The following is a 15,157-nucleotide window of genomic DNA, read 5'->3' on the forward strand; positions in this document are numbered from 1 at the left end:
GATAAAATCATTTAAGATTAAAAAAAGCTTAAATGCAATCGCAATCATCATGCCACAGAAATACCCTGCTTAATTAGGTTTAATAAAAAACTCCATATAGTTAATGTAACTATATGGAGTTTAAGGTATTAGGAAAAATAGATTATGCGTTTCTATTAATACAATTCAAGTCTTCAAAAGCTATTTCTAATCTTTTTGAGAAGCTTTCTTCTGCTTTTCTTAACCAAACCCTTGGATCATAGAACTTCTTATTCGGTTTATCTGCCCCTTCAGGGTTACCCAATTGGCCTTGTAAATAAGCTTCGTTCTTTTGGTAGAAGTCTTTTATCCCTTCCCAAAAAGCCCATTGTAAGTCGGTATCTATATTCATTTTGATTGCCCCGTATCCAATAGCTTCTCTAATTTGGTGTTGAGGAGAACCACTTCCACCATGGAAAACAAAGTATACTGGCTTTAGGCCAGTTTTTAATTCGGCCTGAATAAAGTCTTGGCTATTTTTTAAAATTTCTGGCCTTAATTCTACATTTCCAGGCTTATATACACCATGAACATTACCAAAAGCAGCTGCTACAGTAAACATATTTCCTACTTTGCTTAACTCGGTATAAGAATAGGCAACATGTTGAGGTTGTGTGTATAATTTGTCGTTTTCTACATCACTATTGTCTACGCCATCTTCTTCACCACCGGTAACTCCCAATTCAATTTCAATACTCATGCCCAAAGGAGCCATGCGCTTATAAAATTCAACAGAGGTTGCAATATTTTCTTCTAATGGTTCTTCTGAAAGATCCAACATATGTGAACTAAATAATGGACGTCCTTTCTCTTTAAAGTATTGTTCACCGGCATCTATTAAGCCACTTACCCAAGGCAACCATTTTTTTGCAGCATGGTCGGTATGTAATACTACCGGAACACCATAATATTTAGCCACATTGTGAATATGCAATGCGCCAGAAACCCCACCAGAAATATTTCCTTGAAGGGCATCATTGGGCATCCCTTTTCCCGCAACAAACTGAGCCCCTCCATTCGAAAACTGAATAATCACAGGAGAGTTTACTTTAGCGGCGGTTTCTAAAGTAGCATTTATGGTATTAGTACCAATGGTATTTACGGCAGGAAGAGCAAATTGATTGTCTTTAGCATCGTTGTATAATGCTTCTAATTCGTCTCCAAACAAAACGCCTGAGCTGTATTTTTTCATGTAGCTAAGATACTAAAAACCCTACAAAATCCCATAGCCAATTATAGCGCTTCCGTTACTTTCTGGGTTAATAATTTAAAGTAACTGGCCGCTTCTATTAACCTGCTGCCATACCAGCTGAACATTTCCCCATCCACCAATAAGATTAATTTATTGGGAAAATATTTTTGTAAAACATCAATATGCATTTGTTTAAATGGGTATGGCTCACTCGATAAAAAAATGACTTTACAATTAGATTGTTCAATATCCGATATGCTAATAGAAGGATATCGTGTTGTTTTAGCAAATACATTGGTGAAGCCTATTTTTTCAATTAAATCATTTATATAAGTATCGCCTCCAATGGTCATGTAGGGGTCTTGCCAAATTAGATAAGTACAAGGGATGGATTGAAGCTGTTGAATTTGCGATAGTTTACTTAATTCTGCGAAACGGTCTTTGATTGTTAAGATGATTTCATTTGCTTTGGCCTCAGAATGGGTGAGTGATCCAATATCTTGAATCATTTTTAAAGCATCATCAAAATTAGATACATCGGTTACATGCACATTTGTAAAAGCTTGCAAAGCTTCCACTTGTTCTTTTATATTTTCTTCTTTATTGGCAATTACTAGGGAAGGGGACAATGCTTTAATTTGGTCTACATGAATATTTTTGGTGCCTCCAATACGTGTTTTAGTTTTATACCATTCATGAGGATGAACGCAGAATTTGGTAATTCCTACCACTTGATCTGATAAACCTAAAGTATATAAAAGCTCAGTAATACTTGGTACAAGAGAAATAATTCGTAAAGAAACATCAGGCATTATTCTTATTTTAAATGCCTAATAAAGATACTGCATAAGTATGCAACAAATTATCTGTACTTATACCATGAACCTGTATTCATTAATAAAATTTTATCTGTATTTTTTGCCCAACCTGTTTTTAATAATTGTTGCGTAGCTACATAAGTGGCGGCTCCTTCTGGGCTTAATAACAAACCTTCTATTTTAGCAATTGCTTCCACTCCAGCTTCCATCTCTTTTTCGGTTACTGTTAATGCAATGCCATTGCTTTCTTTTAAAACTGCCAACATCATGGCGGTAGCAAAAGGATATGGAACTGCCAAACCTAATGCAGCTGAAGATTTAGGTGCATAATTGATGGGTAACTGTCCTTCATGAAATAGATGCACCATCGGACTGCACTCGATGGATTGTACCAATACCATTTTGGGTAAAGGCCCTTTAATGGCATTCAGTGCAATTAATTCTTTAAATGCTTTCCATATACCAATTAGTCCGGTTCCGCCCCCTGCTGGATAAACAATGATGTTGGGAAGTTCCCAATTAAATTGCTCCGCAATTTCATAGCCCAATGTTTTCTTCCCTTCTAATCGATAGGGTTCTTTCATGGTAGACATATCAAATGCCCCCGTTGAAGCGGCTATTTCTCTGGCTTTTTTACCACAAGCATCTATTAATCCATCTATTTGAATAAGATTGGCACCATATAATCTGCATTCTTCTTTTAAAGTATCAGCAGTATGTTTGGGCATAATTACCGTTGCTTCAATTCCTGCTTTTGCGCAATAAGCACTCATAGCTCCACCTGCATTCCCAGCTGTTGGAATAACCATTCGCTTTATTCCTAATTCTTTTGCTTTGGATACTCCCATGCTTAAGCCCCTTGCTTTAAAAGACCCAGTAGGGTTAACCGCCTCGTCCTTTAAATACAATGAATCTATGCTCAATTGGTTGGACATTTTTTTTAATTGGCTAATAGGAGTGAAGCCCTCGTTTAAGGATATTATATTTTTTGAATCTAAAACCGGCAACACGAATTGGTATCGCCACATAGAGTAGTCGGCAACATTAATTGCTTTGATTGTTTGATTGCTTAGATTGTATTCTGCAGATAAAGGCACATTGCAACAAGTAGAGAACGTTTGTATGTTTTGATGATCAAAATGGGCATTGCATTTACTACAAACAAGATGGGTAATTAAAGACCCAGTATTAAACTGCTGGTTTTTCATTCAGCAAATTTATTCAGCAGTCAATAACATCAAATGATTATATAGTTATAAACAATAACTACAAGTTATAGATTGATTTAGCCATTTTAATGAACCCCTTATTTAAATCACTCGTTTCACCTTTGCGTTCTATAAAAAAAAATTGTCTTTGTAAGGCCAACCCTTCAATGGTAACTTCTTTTAATTCTCCTGCTTTTAATTCTTTTGCAATAGATATCTTAGGAAGAAAACCCAATGAGTCAGATTCTAAAAGAAAATTTTTAAGCGCCTCCGTTCCACCTAATCTAACTTTTACATTCAGTTGAGCAAAATTGATTTTATGTTTAGTGAGCGCCCTTTTTAATACGGCCAATGTTCCACTGCCTACTTCTCTTAAAGCAATTGGCAACAGAGGTAAGTCTTGTATGGAATAGTTTTTTTTCTTGAGTAGTTTACTTTTACTGCTGCAAACAGCAACTACCTTATCGGTAATAAATGGGGTATATTGAATTTGATTTACTTTGCTATTCTCTTCAATTATACCTAAATTGATTTGTTTTGCCAGTAAAGCATCTTTTACCGACTCTGAATTTCTATTTAATACACTTATATCAATTTGTTGGTATTGCTGATGAAAAGTAGACAACACTTTTGGTAAAATATACAATGCCACTGTGGTACTTGCTCCCAACTTTAGATTTCCCTTGGCTTGAATGGCATCATGTAAAACAGAAATATCGAATTCTGTTTTGTTTTCAATTTCCTTAACTGCTTGTAGTCTTTCATACAACAATTTGCCTGCAGCAGTTAATTCAATATGCAAACCTTTTCGTTCAAATAATTTGGTTTGGTATTGCTCTTCTAGCAATTGTATATGCTTGCTTATTGCAGGTTGCGAAATAAATAATATTTGACTGGCTTTTGAAAAACTCAGTTCTTCTGCAACATTCATGAAAACCACATGTCGCATCGATATCATGATAAGCTATTTTGCAAGGCTTTGTATAACATCGTACTTAGTTACAATATGGTAGTCTCCTTTTTCGTCTTTGGCTAATACAGCACCCATTTCTTTGGTAATTAAACTACCTAATCTTTCTACAGGTGTGTCAAAATCTACTACTGGGTAGGAAGGTTCTATCACACTGTTTACGGTTGCATTTTTAATTTCAGGATTACTGAATACTTTTTGAAATAAACCATTTTCACTAACAGATCCAATTGGTTGACCATCTTGCATTACGGGTATATGTTCAATATCATATTTCTTCATTAACTCTACGGTTTCTGCAACAGTACTGTCAGGAGATATAGACACCAACCGTTTAGCATGTCTTCCATTTACAATGTCTTTAAAGGATTTCACGTCTAAGAAACCTCTTTCCATCATCCATTGGTCGTTATAAATTTTACCAACATACCTACTACCATGATCGTGAAAAATACATACTACTACTGCATCATTAGGTAATTTGTCTTTTAGCTGAATTAATCCTTGTAAGCAAGAACCTGCACTGTACCCACAAAACAATCCCTCTTCTTTAGCAATTCTGCGAGCCATTACTGCTCCATCTTTATCGGTCACTTGTTCAAAATGATCTATCACACTCATATCATAGTTCTGTGGCAGAAAATCTTCCCCAAATCCTTCGCTAATGTAAGGATGTACAAATTTCATATCAATTTCACCCGTCTTGTAATAGTTGGTTAACAGAGAACCATATACATCAATAGCCCAAATTTGAATATTGGGATTTTTTTCTTTCAAATACATAGCAGTTCCGGTAATGGTTCCGCCCGTTCCTGCAGTACAAACCAAGTGGGTGATTTTTCCTTCTGTCTGTTCCCAAATTTCAGGGCCTGTACTTTCATAATGTGCTTGACGATTAGCCAAGTTATCGTATTGGTTCATGTACATTGAATTGGGAATTTCTTTTCCCAAGCGTTTTGCCACACTGTAATAGCTACGTGGATCTTCGGGCAATACATTGGTAGGGCAAACAATCACTTCTGCACCTACTGCTTTTAATATATCTGCTTTCTCTTTTGATTGCTTATCGGTTGTTACAAAAATGCATTTATACCCTTTTACACAGGCTGCTAATGCTAATCCCATTCCAGTGTTACCACTGGTTCCTTCAATAATAGTTCCACCGGGCTTTAGCTTGCCTTCTTGTTCGGCTACTTCAACCATTTTTAAAGCCATTCTATCTTTTATGGAATTGCCTGGATTAAAGTAATCTACTTTTGCAAGGATAGTCCCTGGTATACCTTTAGATACTTTGTTTAATTGTATAATAGGAGTGTTCCCAATTGTTTCTAATACATTTTTCTTCCACATAAAAACGAACGCTTGTTTGTACAAAGGTATTGTTTTGACCTAATAGTTAGTGTCTACAGAAAATAAGTGTGGGTGCTTGGGTGTAATGGTACTATAAAAGTCCATTATTTCTTTCATGGTTGCAGAATAAGTAGTAGGAATAACTGTTTTACCAATCCCTGCGATTTTTTTACCATAATCTACATAGCCTAATAAAATAGGTACTTGAGCGTTGGTAGCAACGTGAAAAAATCCAGTTTTCCATTCTGTACGTTTACTTCTTGTGCCTTCTGGAGTAATAACAATAATCAATTCTTGGCAATCATTAAATAATTGCGTCATCGCTTCTACAAAACTAGGTCTATTCCCATCTTTTCTTGGAGTTCTGTCAATGGCAATTCCTCCCAAAGGCTTCATAATTAAACTAAATGGGAATCGCATCCATTCTTTCTTTACAGTGAAGCGTATTTTTAAACCATAGACCCCAAATGCTAATATCATATACCAGAAATCCCAATTGCTGGTATGAGGGGCAGCAATTACTATGCATTTATGTATGTCTTTGGGTAAACTGGAATCTAATTTCCACCCGCTTAATTTTAATAAAAAACGACAAATCTTGCGGTACATGATTTATGAATTAAAAAGACAAGAAATTAAATTGGCCGTTAAGCAGACTGAAAAGAATCCGCCATCTTAGTGCAAATACTGCTAGAAATCATTTTTTCTGCCAATGAAATCATATTCGAAAAAGCTTTAGCAGAACTGATGCCATGTCCTATAATAACTGGTTTTGCAACCCCTAATACAGGAGTACCCCCATAGTTTTCATAATGAAAACGACTTAAATATTCATCGTTGGCTAGCCCTCTTTCTTTTGCCAAATCATAAAAAGATTCGGCCATTTTCAACACAATATTTCCGGTGAATCCATCGCAAACCATTACGTTGGCTTTGTCATTAAAGAAATCTCTTCCTTCTATATTGCCTATAAAATTGATTTGTTTGTTCTCTTTTAAAAGGGGGTAGGTGGCCTGTGCCAAGATATTCCCTTTCCCTTCTTCCTCACCCACATTAACTAAACCAACTGTTGGTGTATTAATGCCTAGAATATGCTCTGCATATAAACTGCCTAGTATGGCAAATTGATTCAATAATTCGGGCTTGCAATCTGCATTTAACCCTACATCTAATAATACGCCAGTAGATCCATTTACTTTAGGAATAACAGTTGCAATGGTAGGTCTACTTACCCCTGCAATGGCTTTTATGCTAAACATGGCACCCACCAGCATTGCGCCGGTATTGCCTGCACTTATAAAAGCGTCTATTTTCCCTGATGCAAGTAAGTGAAATCCAATAGCTATAGAAGAATGCTGCTTTTCTTTTAAAGCTTTGGTAGGGTGTTCATGATAACCAATGGTTTCTGAAGCATGTACAAAATGCAAATTAGGTGATGAAACTTCATACTCCTTTATTAAGGGTTGTACTAAAGATTCATCACCTATGCAATATAAGTTTACCGCGGAATTTTTATTAGACATGAACAGAAGTATTCCTTTCACCGCTTCTAACGGTGCAAAATCTCCTCCCATCATGTCTATTCCTATATTCATTGCAGTAAGCTAAGGGTATAACTGATCTGTAAAGGTTATGCTTTCAACGGTGCTTTCTCAGCAACTAACTTTCCTTTATAGAACAATTTACCTTCGCTAACATGTGCACGATGGCGTACATGAATTTCTCCTGTTGTGGAGTCTTTGCTCAAAGTAACTTCTTGTGCTACATAGTGCGTTCTTCTTTTAGCACTTCTCTGCTGTGAATGTCTGCGTTTTGGATTTGGCATTGCTCAAAATTTATGGTAACAAAATTTTTATTCTAAATCTTTAAACTTTTCTAAACCCTTCCATACGGTTGGGGTACTGTCTTTGGTTGCTTCTTCTTCCATCTTCCTTAATTTCTCTAACACTTCTTTGTTGCATTTTGAACCACCCATCTCTTCGGGAGAACAGGTTTTTTGCAAAGGAATGCTCAAGTTAACAAACTCGTAAATCCAGTTAGCTACCTGTAGATGACTTTCGTTTCTACTGATATAATACACATCTGGATCTTCTTCCTGTTCATTTAAAGTGTCGGGCTCATCTACCATTTTTACAATGATATTGAACTCGTCCCATAATTGAAGGGGAAGTGTATTTCCGCAACGATCGCAACCTGTTTGAATGCTACCATCAATATCAAATTTCAATTGCATGAAACCCGATTTTTTGTCTAGTAGCAATTTTACAGTAGCATCACAATTACTGAAATCTTGCTCGCCATAAGGAATAAAGAACTTATCATCCACCTTGTATTCGTACACATGAACACCCGGCTTCAAACCCACAAAAGCGATCTCATATTCGCGCCGATGATTCATATCCACGTTTTAAGGGTTTGCAAAGGTAGAAAAAACAGCCCAATTTGCCAAAGTAAACTAAAAATAAGCCGTTTAAGTGCAGCCACCATCCTAACTTTAGCTTAGAACTAAGCAAATATGCAGCTAATAATAGATGAAAAAAAGATAAAAAAGACCTTTTTGCTGCTTCTTGGAGGCGTTTTAACCTATTTAGCAGGCCAATCTACTTGGTTTGTGGAAAACTGGTATGTAGTAAAATTTTATCCACTTTGGTCTAATTTTTTAAAAAGAGGGTCAAATTTTTTCCCTTTTAGCCTTGGAGATTTTCTTTATGCTGGATTAATCATCTATTTCATTGTCCTTTTTATAAGGTGGTGTTCTCGTTTTTTACGAGCAAACCAGCGCTCGGCCTTTTTCTGGTCTGGTATAAACCGAATGGTTCAAATGAGCTTAATTGGTTATATGCTGTTTCAAGTATTTTGGGGGTTCAATTACAAAAAAGGAGGAATTGCGCTACAGTTAGGTTTAAATCCCACCGTATATAGTCAAGAGGAAATAACCGAATTAACGAATGGATTAATTGATTCTGCAAATTATTATAGAAGAAAAATAGGTTCAGGTGATTTACCTGTTTTCAGTAAAACTCAATTAATTAAAGATGCTCAATACGCATTCACTAAAGCCTCTATTCAATATCCTTTTTTAAGTACAAATATTGCGTCTGTAAAATTTAGTTTGTTTGAACCTATTGCAGATTATATTGGTTTTTCTGGTTACTATAATCCTTTTACAGGAGAAGCTCATTTAAGAAATGACTTGCCAGGTATTTTAAATTTGTTTATCATTTGCCATGAAGTAGGTCATCAAATTGGTTACGCAAGTGAAAGCGAAGCCAGCTTTGTAGGCTTCCTGGCAGCAAAATCGAGTACGAATCCTTTTTTGCAATATTCAATGTATTTAGATTTATTGAATTATTCGTTTAATGAACAGTACCTTTTGTATGCAAAAGAAAACTTTGCTGCATTTGACCAGGTTGTAAAAAACAATCGCAATAGAATGGATTCATTGGTTAAAAAAGATCGAAAAGATATTCGTGATTTTTTTTACAATCGACGTAATTATATTAGTCCTATTAGTAATAACGTTTACGATCAATTTCTAAAAATGAATCAACAAATGGCTGGAATAGAAAGTTATAATGAAGTAGTAGCATGGTTAATCAGTTTTCAAAAAAGAAAAAATGAAAATAAGTAATACACAAAAACTAGTCATATCCATTGTTGCAACTGTTGGGCTTGGGTCACTTGGGGGCATTTTTACCATTGCAGAAATACCTAACTGGTATGCTGGACTAAATAAACCTTCTTTCAACCCGCCCAATTGGATATTTGGCCCAATGTGGACTACTTTGTATGTTTTAATGGGTATTAGCTTTTACCTTATTTGGAAATTACCCGTTAGTGCAACCAGAACCCAGGCCATTCGAATATTCATTATTCAATTTATATTGAATTTTTGTTGGTCAATTATTTTCTTTTCTATGCACCAAATTGGATGGGCATTGGTAGAAATTATTGCAATGTGGTTGTTTATTATACTTACGATAGTGCAATTCAGGAAATTATCCATTCTTGCTGCTGTGTTATTAATTCCTTACTTATTATGGGTAAGTTTTGCTAGTATACTAAATGGCAGCATCTGGCAATTAAATTAAAATTGATTCTTCCACATCATGCTCTCAATAGGCTTATTGGGTTGGCCGCTGTATTTGGCATTTCCTTTTTGATTGTATTTTACCCCAATTTCTCCGTCAACTGGGAAATAAATTAATTGACCAATGGGCATGCCTTTGTAAACACGAACGGGTTGTTTGCAAGAGATTTCTAAGGTCCAGTTACCGCAAAAACCCACATCGCCTTTTCCGGCAGTTGCATGGATATCAATGCCCAGTCTCCCTGTAGAAGATTTACCTTCTAAAAAAGGAACATGTGCATGGGTCTCCGTATACTCTTCGGTAACACCTAAGTAAAATCCACTTGGATGCAAAACATACCCTTCTTCAGGAATTTCAAAGTAAGTTATGGTATTGTGTTTTTTAGCATCCAACACTTCATCGGTATAAGTAGCTAACCATTTGCCTAAATGAACATCATAGCTATTACTTCCCAGGTCGGTTCTATTGTAAGGTTCAATTTTAATAGTCCCTTTTTCAATTTCTTCTAAAATGCGTAGATCACTTAAAATCATTACCGTTAATTTTACTGTTGAATTGCAAAAAAATGCTAATTCTGCAATGTATACGCTAAAATCTTTTTGTGCCCATCTATTATCAACAAAATATCAACGATTTTACTCAATTAGCCGTTTGGAAGATTGATGAAACGGAGTCATTTTTTAACCAAAAAGTAACCATACAACAGCAGGTAACCCACCCCCACAAACGATTACAGCATTTGGCTGGCAGGTTTTTGCTCCCTTATTTGTATCCAGATTTTCCCAGTGAGTTAATTCAAATAGCAGATACCCGTAAACCCTATTTACCCAATGAAGCCTATCATTTTTCAATTTCTCATTGCGGGGATTATGCTGCAGCCATTGTTAGTTCAACCCAAAGAGTAGGGGTAGATGTAGAAATGGTAACCCACCGTGTGAACAAAATCAGGCATAAATTCCTGCATGTTTCAGAATTAGAAAATTGGAATATTGAATCGTTAGAAGAACAAGAAAAATTCCGCACACTCACTTTGTTATGGAGTGCAAAAGAAGCTATGTTTAAATGGTGGGGAAGGGGCGATATTGATTTCAGTGATTGTATGCAAGTTGAAGCGGCAGACTTAAAAGCAAGTGGTATTTTAAAAGCTATTTTTAGAAAAGAAGATTTTATTGCTTCTTTGCAATTGCATTATCGGTTAACGAATGAGTTGAGTTTGGTTTGGGTAAACAATGATTAATTTATTCGTATTTTCCTGTCTTGGGCATTTTCTTTAAGTATTTCCTTAACGAACATTTTAAATGGGTTTTTAATAACTGTCCCATGGTGCGGGCTTTCAAATATTGTGGATTATTAAAGTGGACGAACAAAGATTCTCTTAATTCTGCAATTTTTTCATCTGTAGAAATTTGATCATCATCCATGATATCTAAAATTTCTTTAACTCGGTAACGGGAAGAAACCAATCGAAATGTCATCATTGTTTTTTCCTCTGCTTGGTATTGTTCTATAGACTGTTTATCTAAGTGTTTCAATACCATATTCACTAATGCTTGATTGTCTTTAAAAAATTGTGGTAGGTATAAATTTTTACGGCCTTCATAAGATTGCTGATCAAAATCGATGGCCCTTATTCGGTATTGGAAGTCTTCGATGTCTGGAATAATATTAACAACAAAATTATAGGAACGCATATCGCCCAATAACTGAACAAAACATCGCTCATTAAATTTGACAAACTCTTTGGCTAGCCTTATTTTGTTAGTGTTTTCAGCTTCTATATAATCTTGGATAAATAAATCGCCTGGTATACCTGGAATATGTTCCTCAATTAAAGTGTCTTTACTAGTAAAGTAAGTAATGCGATTGGGAGAGAGAATATGTTCTAATTCTAATCCATATATTCTACTTGCATCAGCTCTTTTAATGTAATAATGATCGTAATTGTCGTTAAACTTGTTTACAATCCTAATGCGAAAAGGTTGACTATTACCAAAATAACAGTAGTCAATTCTTGCTACATCCAAGTGATTGGCAAAACTTAAATCACCTTCTGTTTTTAAAATGGCATAAACTTTTACTAGACTTTTTCTGAGAAAATCCCATTCGCGCATATCATAAGAAACCTGCTCCCAAGCAGTATCTTTTCCATTTTTGTCTTTTAATGGAGTAGTATAAGTAAACCTTTGTAAATCTTGGTAGCTAAAGGGGAGTAGAACCTCTCTTCCATATCGCTTTAAGTAATGACGTAAGTCTTCCTTAATGGGAAACATAGGTTTCCTTTTTGAAGGGATATTCGCTTTACCTTCTGGGTTAATATGGTCAAAGAAATTAATCAATTAACATGGTATCATTGTCTTCTAATAAATTCAAGTTAACCGCATCTGCTCCAGCAATTCCTTCTACTGAGCCTTGTATATGGGCAGCATTCAATAACACTTTCTCTAATTGCTTTTCGCGAGCCTTCCAAAGTCGTTCCATAGTATCTCGTTCTTTTTGAATACTCTGACGCATACTCATGAACCCCTCTCTAATGGCTTTCCATTGTTCACTAAACTCGGTACCTGTTAAATAGTCGTAAAGCATGACCATTTTATCGCCCTTGTTCTCTTGACTTTTACGCGCATCTGCAATTTTCAACAACGCATTTCTAAGCAATAAGGCCACACTTCTAACTTCATTAAAGGTACAGATATATACCCCGTCTTTTTCTCCAAATCGTTCCATGTCTTTAGGGAAAGTTTGGGTTACAATAACTGCCACATCTGCGCCATGACTTCGCATGTCTTTTTTTAATTTCTCAATCCATTCATTGGAAAAATCTTTGGTACGTTTGCTCTCGTAAATAATTTTACCAGACTCATTGCCAAATTGATTTCGCACAATTTGAACACAATCTGCACCACGAACACCTTTACCAACTTCTTCAATTTTGTCGAACGGAAAGGTAGATTGCAACATTTCCTCTAACATCAATTCTTGTACTTCACCCTGCAACTGCATGCTGCCTTGCTCAGACTTCCTGCGCATTTCTTCAACCAGCTTTTTCTGGTCTTCAATTTGTTTTTCTAGCTCTTTTGTTCTTAGTTGGAACTCTTGTTCTTTAAGGCTTATTTTTTCAGATTCTTCTTTTTGTAACTGCTCCTTTAATTTAGACCGCTCTTCTAATAATTGACGTTGAATAGTCAATTGCATTTCTTCCTCTCGTGTTTTAAGAGCTTGTTCCTTTTGTAAGAATTCTAATTCTTTTCTTCTAGATTCTTTTAACTTCTCTGCATTTTCTGCGGCTTCTTGTTGTAATAATTTTAGTTGATTTTCGTAATCTGCAGCCAATGATTTTTTAACTGCCTCTTGCATTTCTGTTTGCATTTTCTTCTTTTCTACCTCTAGTAGTTCAGCAGTTTCAATCTCCTTTTTCTTTTGCCATTCTTTCATTTTACCACGCAGTTCTTTCTCAATTTCATCACGCATGGTATCTCCAGGTTCAAACTGGTGACTACAATTAGGGCAGGTTATAATAAAACTAGACATATACAAATTTTCTGCTGTGAAGGTATTAAAAAACAAAGAACTGATTTAGTTTAGTGAAACTGCACATTAACTAAGGCTAAGTCTGCTATGTATTGAGCTTGTTCTAATGAGATATAAGGAATGGTTACTGTTTCACCTGCAGTGTGCAATTCAATGCTTGCAAGATTTTTTCGCCGCTGAAAAGGAGTTGTTTTAACCATTACATGTTGAGTCTTATTGAAATTGAGCAATACATTTTCTTCGCCCCAAATACCTTTTTGAATTTGAATTGAGTTTTCATTATACCAAAACCTAAACTTTTGATATTTAACCCAATTGGACAAGGCCAAATAAATCAATATTAAAAAAGGGAAAATGATATACCATGGATTCCAAAAAAAGATGGCTATACTACTCCCAATGGTTATTGGCAAAACGAATAATAGGGTATTTCTCCATCCATATGATGGGTGTACATTATTTAATATAGCATTGGAAGATGGCCAAACTGCTTGATATGGTGATACTAATTGATACAATAAATGGGGACGCATCACCGGTAGCTGAATATGTTGCTTTGTTAGGTTTATGTCTTCTCCAGCCATATAAAACCGAAGTATTTTAATCCCTAATATTCTTCTAATAAAATTATTGTTCCAGCTAATCAATTGAACCTTATTTTGAAAGAGCATTTTTTGTTGGGTTTGTAGGAATCCCCATTCCATTTGAAACCCTTTTATGGTAGAAATAATAGTCATTTCATGATATCGGAGCATAACTCTAATAAATGAAACTAGTAATGTGAAAAACAAGCCTGCAATCAATATGGTTAAAAACCCCGATAAAGAAAAAGCTGCTATATCAACTTGTTCGTCAATTATATCTGATGCATCAAACCCAAATAATTGTTTTAAATCTTCCAATCTTGAATAAGCAAAAGCTAGAATAATTAAGAAGGTTCTTATATGGTTTTCTGAGATGGCTAATCTAAGTAAATCGAGAAACTGAATTCCTATAAGCTGTTGCGGCTCTTCAGCTATATTTACATTTTTTTCTGCTATTGAACTTTGCAATAAAGTTTGCAGCAATAATGCTTTCTCTTTACTGATGGCTTGTACTTCAATTTCTGTTGCATCAGTACCCGCTGTTTCAATCTTCAATTCGCAGGTATTCGTCAATTTATGCAAATAGGTTTCTATTAAGTGAACGGATTGCACTCTATTTATTGGCACAATGGTTTTTGTTTTTGTTATCAAACCACCTGTAACTATTAATTCAGACCCTAAAATGTAAATTCGAAAAAAGAAAAAATTAATCAGTTGGCTAATATGAATTAATAATATTAATAGGGAAATTCCTAGAATAAAAAAGATGCCAACACTCGTATTAGTTTTTGCTTCATTTTGTTCATTAATGATTATTCTGCCAATTACTATCAAAACAAGTGGCCAACTAGCTTTAATGACTTTTAAGAGTATGAATAGCAATGCAACTGGAGAAAGCCTTTGTGGAATAGACCAATCAAATTTGCTGGTGTTCATGCGCTTCAATTTTTTCCATAATAAAGGCTTTCAATTGTTCTGCAGTTTCTTGTTTAAGCCCCTTAATACTTATATCAATATTGTTACTTGATGCCGTATTAATTCTAATAGAAGCTAAACCATATTTTCTGCCTATAGGGCCACTAACCAACTCACAATGCTGAACTTTATTGAATGGAATAACATGGGTGGTTTGAAATAGCCAACCTTTTTTGAATTGAATATCTTTTTCTCTAATTGCCCATCCTTTATTTTTAAAACCAATTTCAACAGCGGCAATCGTGATTGAAATAAGTAGAAGCAGGGTCGCCACCACTAAGTAAATTAACCAAGTAATATGTAATGCGCTTATGAAAATAAATAGTGTTATCAAGATGGCAAATAAAAAAGTATAAGCAATAAACCAATTAATGTATAATACATTCTTGTATGCCTGTTCTACTGGTTGTAAAGTAACACGCG

At 35.2% G+C, this 15,157-nt stretch carries 17 protein-coding genes; 3 read left to right on the forward strand and 14 right to left on the reverse strand.

Annotated elements, in window-relative coordinates:
- Positions 1–142: 142 nt before the first annotated feature.
- From fbaA to Q8S25_RS07975, 9 genes are read right to left on the reverse strand one after another with little or no spacing between them, the layout of a single operon-like run.
- Positions 143–1,210: a class II fructose-bisphosphate aldolase gene (gene fbaA / locus Q8S25_RS07935; RefSeq protein WP_305536528.1), complete on the reverse strand. Its 1,068-nt coding sequence runs from the start codon at positions 1,208–1,210 to the stop codon at positions 143–145.
- Positions 1,211–1,251: 41 nt separating this feature from the next.
- Positions 1,252–2,022: an ABC transporter substrate-binding protein gene (locus Q8S25_RS07940; RefSeq protein ID WP_305536530.1), complete on the reverse strand. Its 771-nt coding sequence runs from the start codon at positions 2,020–2,022 to the stop codon at positions 1,252–1,254.
- 50 nt (positions 2,023–2,072) lie between these two features.
- Positions 2,073–3,236 (reverse strand): threonine synthase, encoded by a 1,164-nt coding sequence (locus Q8S25_RS07945; RefSeq protein WP_305536532.1) that lies wholly within the window; start codon positions 3,234–3,236, stop codon positions 2,073–2,075.
- Between the two features lie 58 nt (positions 3,237–3,294).
- The gene (locus Q8S25_RS07950) at positions 3,295–4,194 is read right to left on the reverse strand and encodes a LysR family transcriptional regulator (RefSeq protein WP_305536534.1); all 900 of its coding nucleotides are present in this window, start codon (positions 4,192–4,194) and stop codon (positions 3,295–3,297) included.
- Between the two features lie 6 nt (positions 4,195–4,200).
- Positions 4,201–5,556 carry a pyridoxal-phosphate dependent enzyme gene (locus Q8S25_RS07955; RefSeq protein WP_305536536.1) on the reverse strand — a complete coding sequence of 452 codons (1,356 nt, stop codon included), beginning with the start codon at positions 5,554–5,556 and terminating at the stop codon, positions 4,201–4,203.
- A 39-nt stretch (positions 5,557–5,595) separates the two neighbouring features.
- On the reverse strand, positions 5,596–6,165 hold the full coding sequence (locus Q8S25_RS07960; protein WP_305536538.1) for a 1-acyl-sn-glycerol-3-phosphate acyltransferase: 570 nt from the start codon (positions 6,163–6,165) through the stop codon (positions 5,596–5,598).
- A gap of 38 nt (positions 6,166–6,203) precedes the next feature.
- Positions 6,204–7,151, reverse strand: a complete 948-nt coding sequence (plsX, locus tag Q8S25_RS07965) for a phosphate acyltransferase PlsX (RefSeq protein ID WP_305536540.1) — start codon at positions 7,149–7,151, stop codon at positions 6,204–6,206.
- Between the two features lie 35 nt (positions 7,152–7,186).
- On the reverse strand, positions 7,187–7,381 hold the full coding sequence (gene rpmF, locus Q8S25_RS07970; RefSeq protein WP_026751917.1) for a 50S ribosomal protein L32: 195 nt from the start codon (positions 7,379–7,381) through the stop codon (positions 7,187–7,189).
- 27 nt (positions 7,382–7,408) lie between these two features.
- The gene (locus Q8S25_RS07975; protein WP_305536543.1) at positions 7,409–7,954 is read right to left on the reverse strand and encodes a DUF177 domain-containing protein; all 546 of its coding nucleotides are present in this window, start codon (positions 7,952–7,954) and stop codon (positions 7,409–7,411) included.
- A 117-nt stretch (positions 7,955–8,071) separates the two neighbouring features.
- Here Q8S25_RS07975 and Q8S25_RS07980 point away from each other — a divergent pair, with 117 nt between their 5' ends.
- Both Q8S25_RS07980 and Q8S25_RS07985 read left to right on the forward strand, forming a co-directional pair.
- Positions 8,072–9,187 (forward strand): DUF3810 domain-containing protein, encoded by a 1,116-nt coding sequence (locus tag Q8S25_RS07980; RefSeq protein WP_305536545.1) that lies wholly within the window; start codon positions 8,072–8,074, stop codon positions 9,185–9,187.
- Complete coding sequence (locus Q8S25_RS07985) at positions 9,174–9,647, forward strand: TspO/MBR family protein (RefSeq protein ID WP_305536547.1); 474 nt, start codon at positions 9,174–9,176, stop codon at positions 9,645–9,647. Before Q8S25_RS07980 ends, Q8S25_RS07985 begins: the two co-directional genes overlap by 14 nt.
- Here the strand turns inward: Q8S25_RS07985 and dcd are convergent.
- A complete protein-coding gene (gene dcd / locus Q8S25_RS07990) occupies positions 9,644–10,180 on the reverse strand; it encodes a dCTP deaminase (RefSeq protein WP_305536549.1) in 537 nt (178 codons plus the stop codon). The two genes, Q8S25_RS07985 and dcd, sit on opposite strands and share 4 nt — an antisense overlap.
- Before the next feature lie 68 nt (positions 10,181–10,248).
- On the opposite strand from dcd, the gene Q8S25_RS07995 reads away from it, so the two are divergent.
- Positions 10,249–10,884 (forward strand): 4'-phosphopantetheinyl transferase superfamily protein, encoded by a 636-nt coding sequence (locus Q8S25_RS07995; protein WP_305536551.1) that lies wholly within the window; start codon positions 10,249–10,251, stop codon positions 10,882–10,884.
- Position 10,885: 1 nt separating this feature from the next.
- Here the strand turns inward: Q8S25_RS07995 and Q8S25_RS08000 are convergent, their stop codons facing one another.
- From Q8S25_RS08000 to Q8S25_RS14720, 4 genes are read right to left on the reverse strand one after another with little or no spacing between them, the layout of a single operon-like run.
- Positions 10,886–11,917 (reverse strand): hypothetical protein, encoded by a 1,032-nt coding sequence (locus tag Q8S25_RS08000; RefSeq protein ID WP_305536553.1) that lies wholly within the window; start codon positions 11,915–11,917, stop codon positions 10,886–10,888.
- 58 nt (positions 11,918–11,975) lie between these two features.
- Positions 11,976–13,175, reverse strand: coding sequence for a DUF2130 domain-containing protein (locus tag Q8S25_RS08005; RefSeq protein WP_305536555.1), 1,200 nt, complete (start codon positions 13,173–13,175; stop codon positions 11,976–11,978).
- Positions 13,176–13,225: 50 nt separating this feature from the next.
- A complete protein-coding gene (locus Q8S25_RS08010; RefSeq protein ID WP_305536557.1) occupies positions 13,226–14,695 on the reverse strand; it encodes a PH domain-containing protein in 1,470 nt (489 codons plus the stop codon).
- A complete protein-coding gene (locus tag Q8S25_RS14720) occupies positions 14,676–15,011 on the reverse strand; it encodes a PH domain-containing protein (RefSeq protein WP_371131587.1) in 336 nt (111 codons plus the stop codon). Before Q8S25_RS14720 ends, Q8S25_RS08010 begins: the two co-directional genes overlap by 20 nt.
- Between the last annotated feature and the right edge of the window lie 146 nt (positions 15,012–15,157).

The sequence above is a fragment of the Sediminibacterium sp. genome, assembly GCF_030695065.1.
In the GTDB taxonomy this organism is placed as follows: domain Bacteria; phylum Bacteroidota; class Bacteroidia; order Chitinophagales; family Chitinophagaceae; genus Sediminibacterium.

Excerpts from the sequence above, each read along its gene's own strand:
- Q8S25_RS08010 (WP_305536557.1), bottom strand. The coding sequence starts at position 14,695 with ATGAACACCAGCAAATTTGATTGGTCTATTCCACAAAGGCTTTCTCCA.
- Q8S25_RS07985 (WP_305536547.1), top strand. The coding sequence starts at position 9,174 with ATGAAAATAAGTAATACACAAAAACTAGTCATATCCATTGTTGCAACT.
- Q8S25_RS07945 (WP_305536532.1), bottom strand. The coding sequence starts at position 3,236 with ATGAAAAACCAGCAGTTTAATACTGGGTCTTTAATTACCCATCTTGTT.
- plsX (WP_305536540.1), bottom strand. The coding sequence starts at position 7,151 with ATGAATATAGGAATAGACATGATGGGAGGAGATTTTGCACCGTTAGAA.
- Q8S25_RS07960 (WP_305536538.1), bottom strand. The coding sequence starts at position 6,165 with ATGTACCGCAAGATTTGTCGTTTTTTATTAAAATTAAGCGGGTGGAAA.
- Q8S25_RS07955 (WP_305536536.1), bottom strand. The coding sequence starts at position 5,556 with ATGTGGAAGAAAAATGTATTAGAAACAATTGGGAACACTCCTATTATA.
- Q8S25_RS07950 (WP_305536534.1), bottom strand. The coding sequence starts at position 4,194 with ATGATATCGATGCGACATGTGGTTTTCATGAATGTTGCAGAAGAACTG.
- Q8S25_RS08000 (WP_305536553.1), bottom strand. The coding sequence starts at position 11,917 with ATGTTTCCCATTAAGGAAGACTTACGTCATTACTTAAAGCGATATGGA.
- Q8S25_RS07940 (WP_305536530.1), bottom strand. The coding sequence starts at position 2,022 with ATGCCTGATGTTTCTTTACGAATTATTTCTCTTGTACCAAGTATTACT.
- dcd (WP_305536549.1), bottom strand. The coding sequence starts at position 10,180 with ATGATTTTAAGTGATCTACGCATTTTAGAAGAAATTGAAAAAGGGACT.
- rpmF (WP_026751917.1), bottom strand. The coding sequence starts at position 7,381 with ATGCCAAATCCAAAACGCAGACATTCACAGCAGAGAAGTGCTAAAAGA.
- Q8S25_RS07975 (WP_305536543.1), bottom strand. The coding sequence starts at position 7,954 with ATGAATCATCGGCGCGAATATGAGATCGCTTTTGTGGGTTTGAAGCCG.
- Q8S25_RS07980 (WP_305536545.1), top strand. The coding sequence starts at position 8,072 with ATGCAGCTAATAATAGATGAAAAAAAGATAAAAAAGACCTTTTTGCTG.
- fbaA (WP_305536528.1), bottom strand. The coding sequence starts at position 1,210 with ATGAAAAAATACAGCTCAGGCGTTTTGTTTGGAGACGAATTAGAAGCA.
- Q8S25_RS08005 (WP_305536555.1), bottom strand. The coding sequence starts at position 13,175 with ATGTCTAGTTTTATTATAACCTGCCCTAATTGTAGTCACCAGTTTGAA.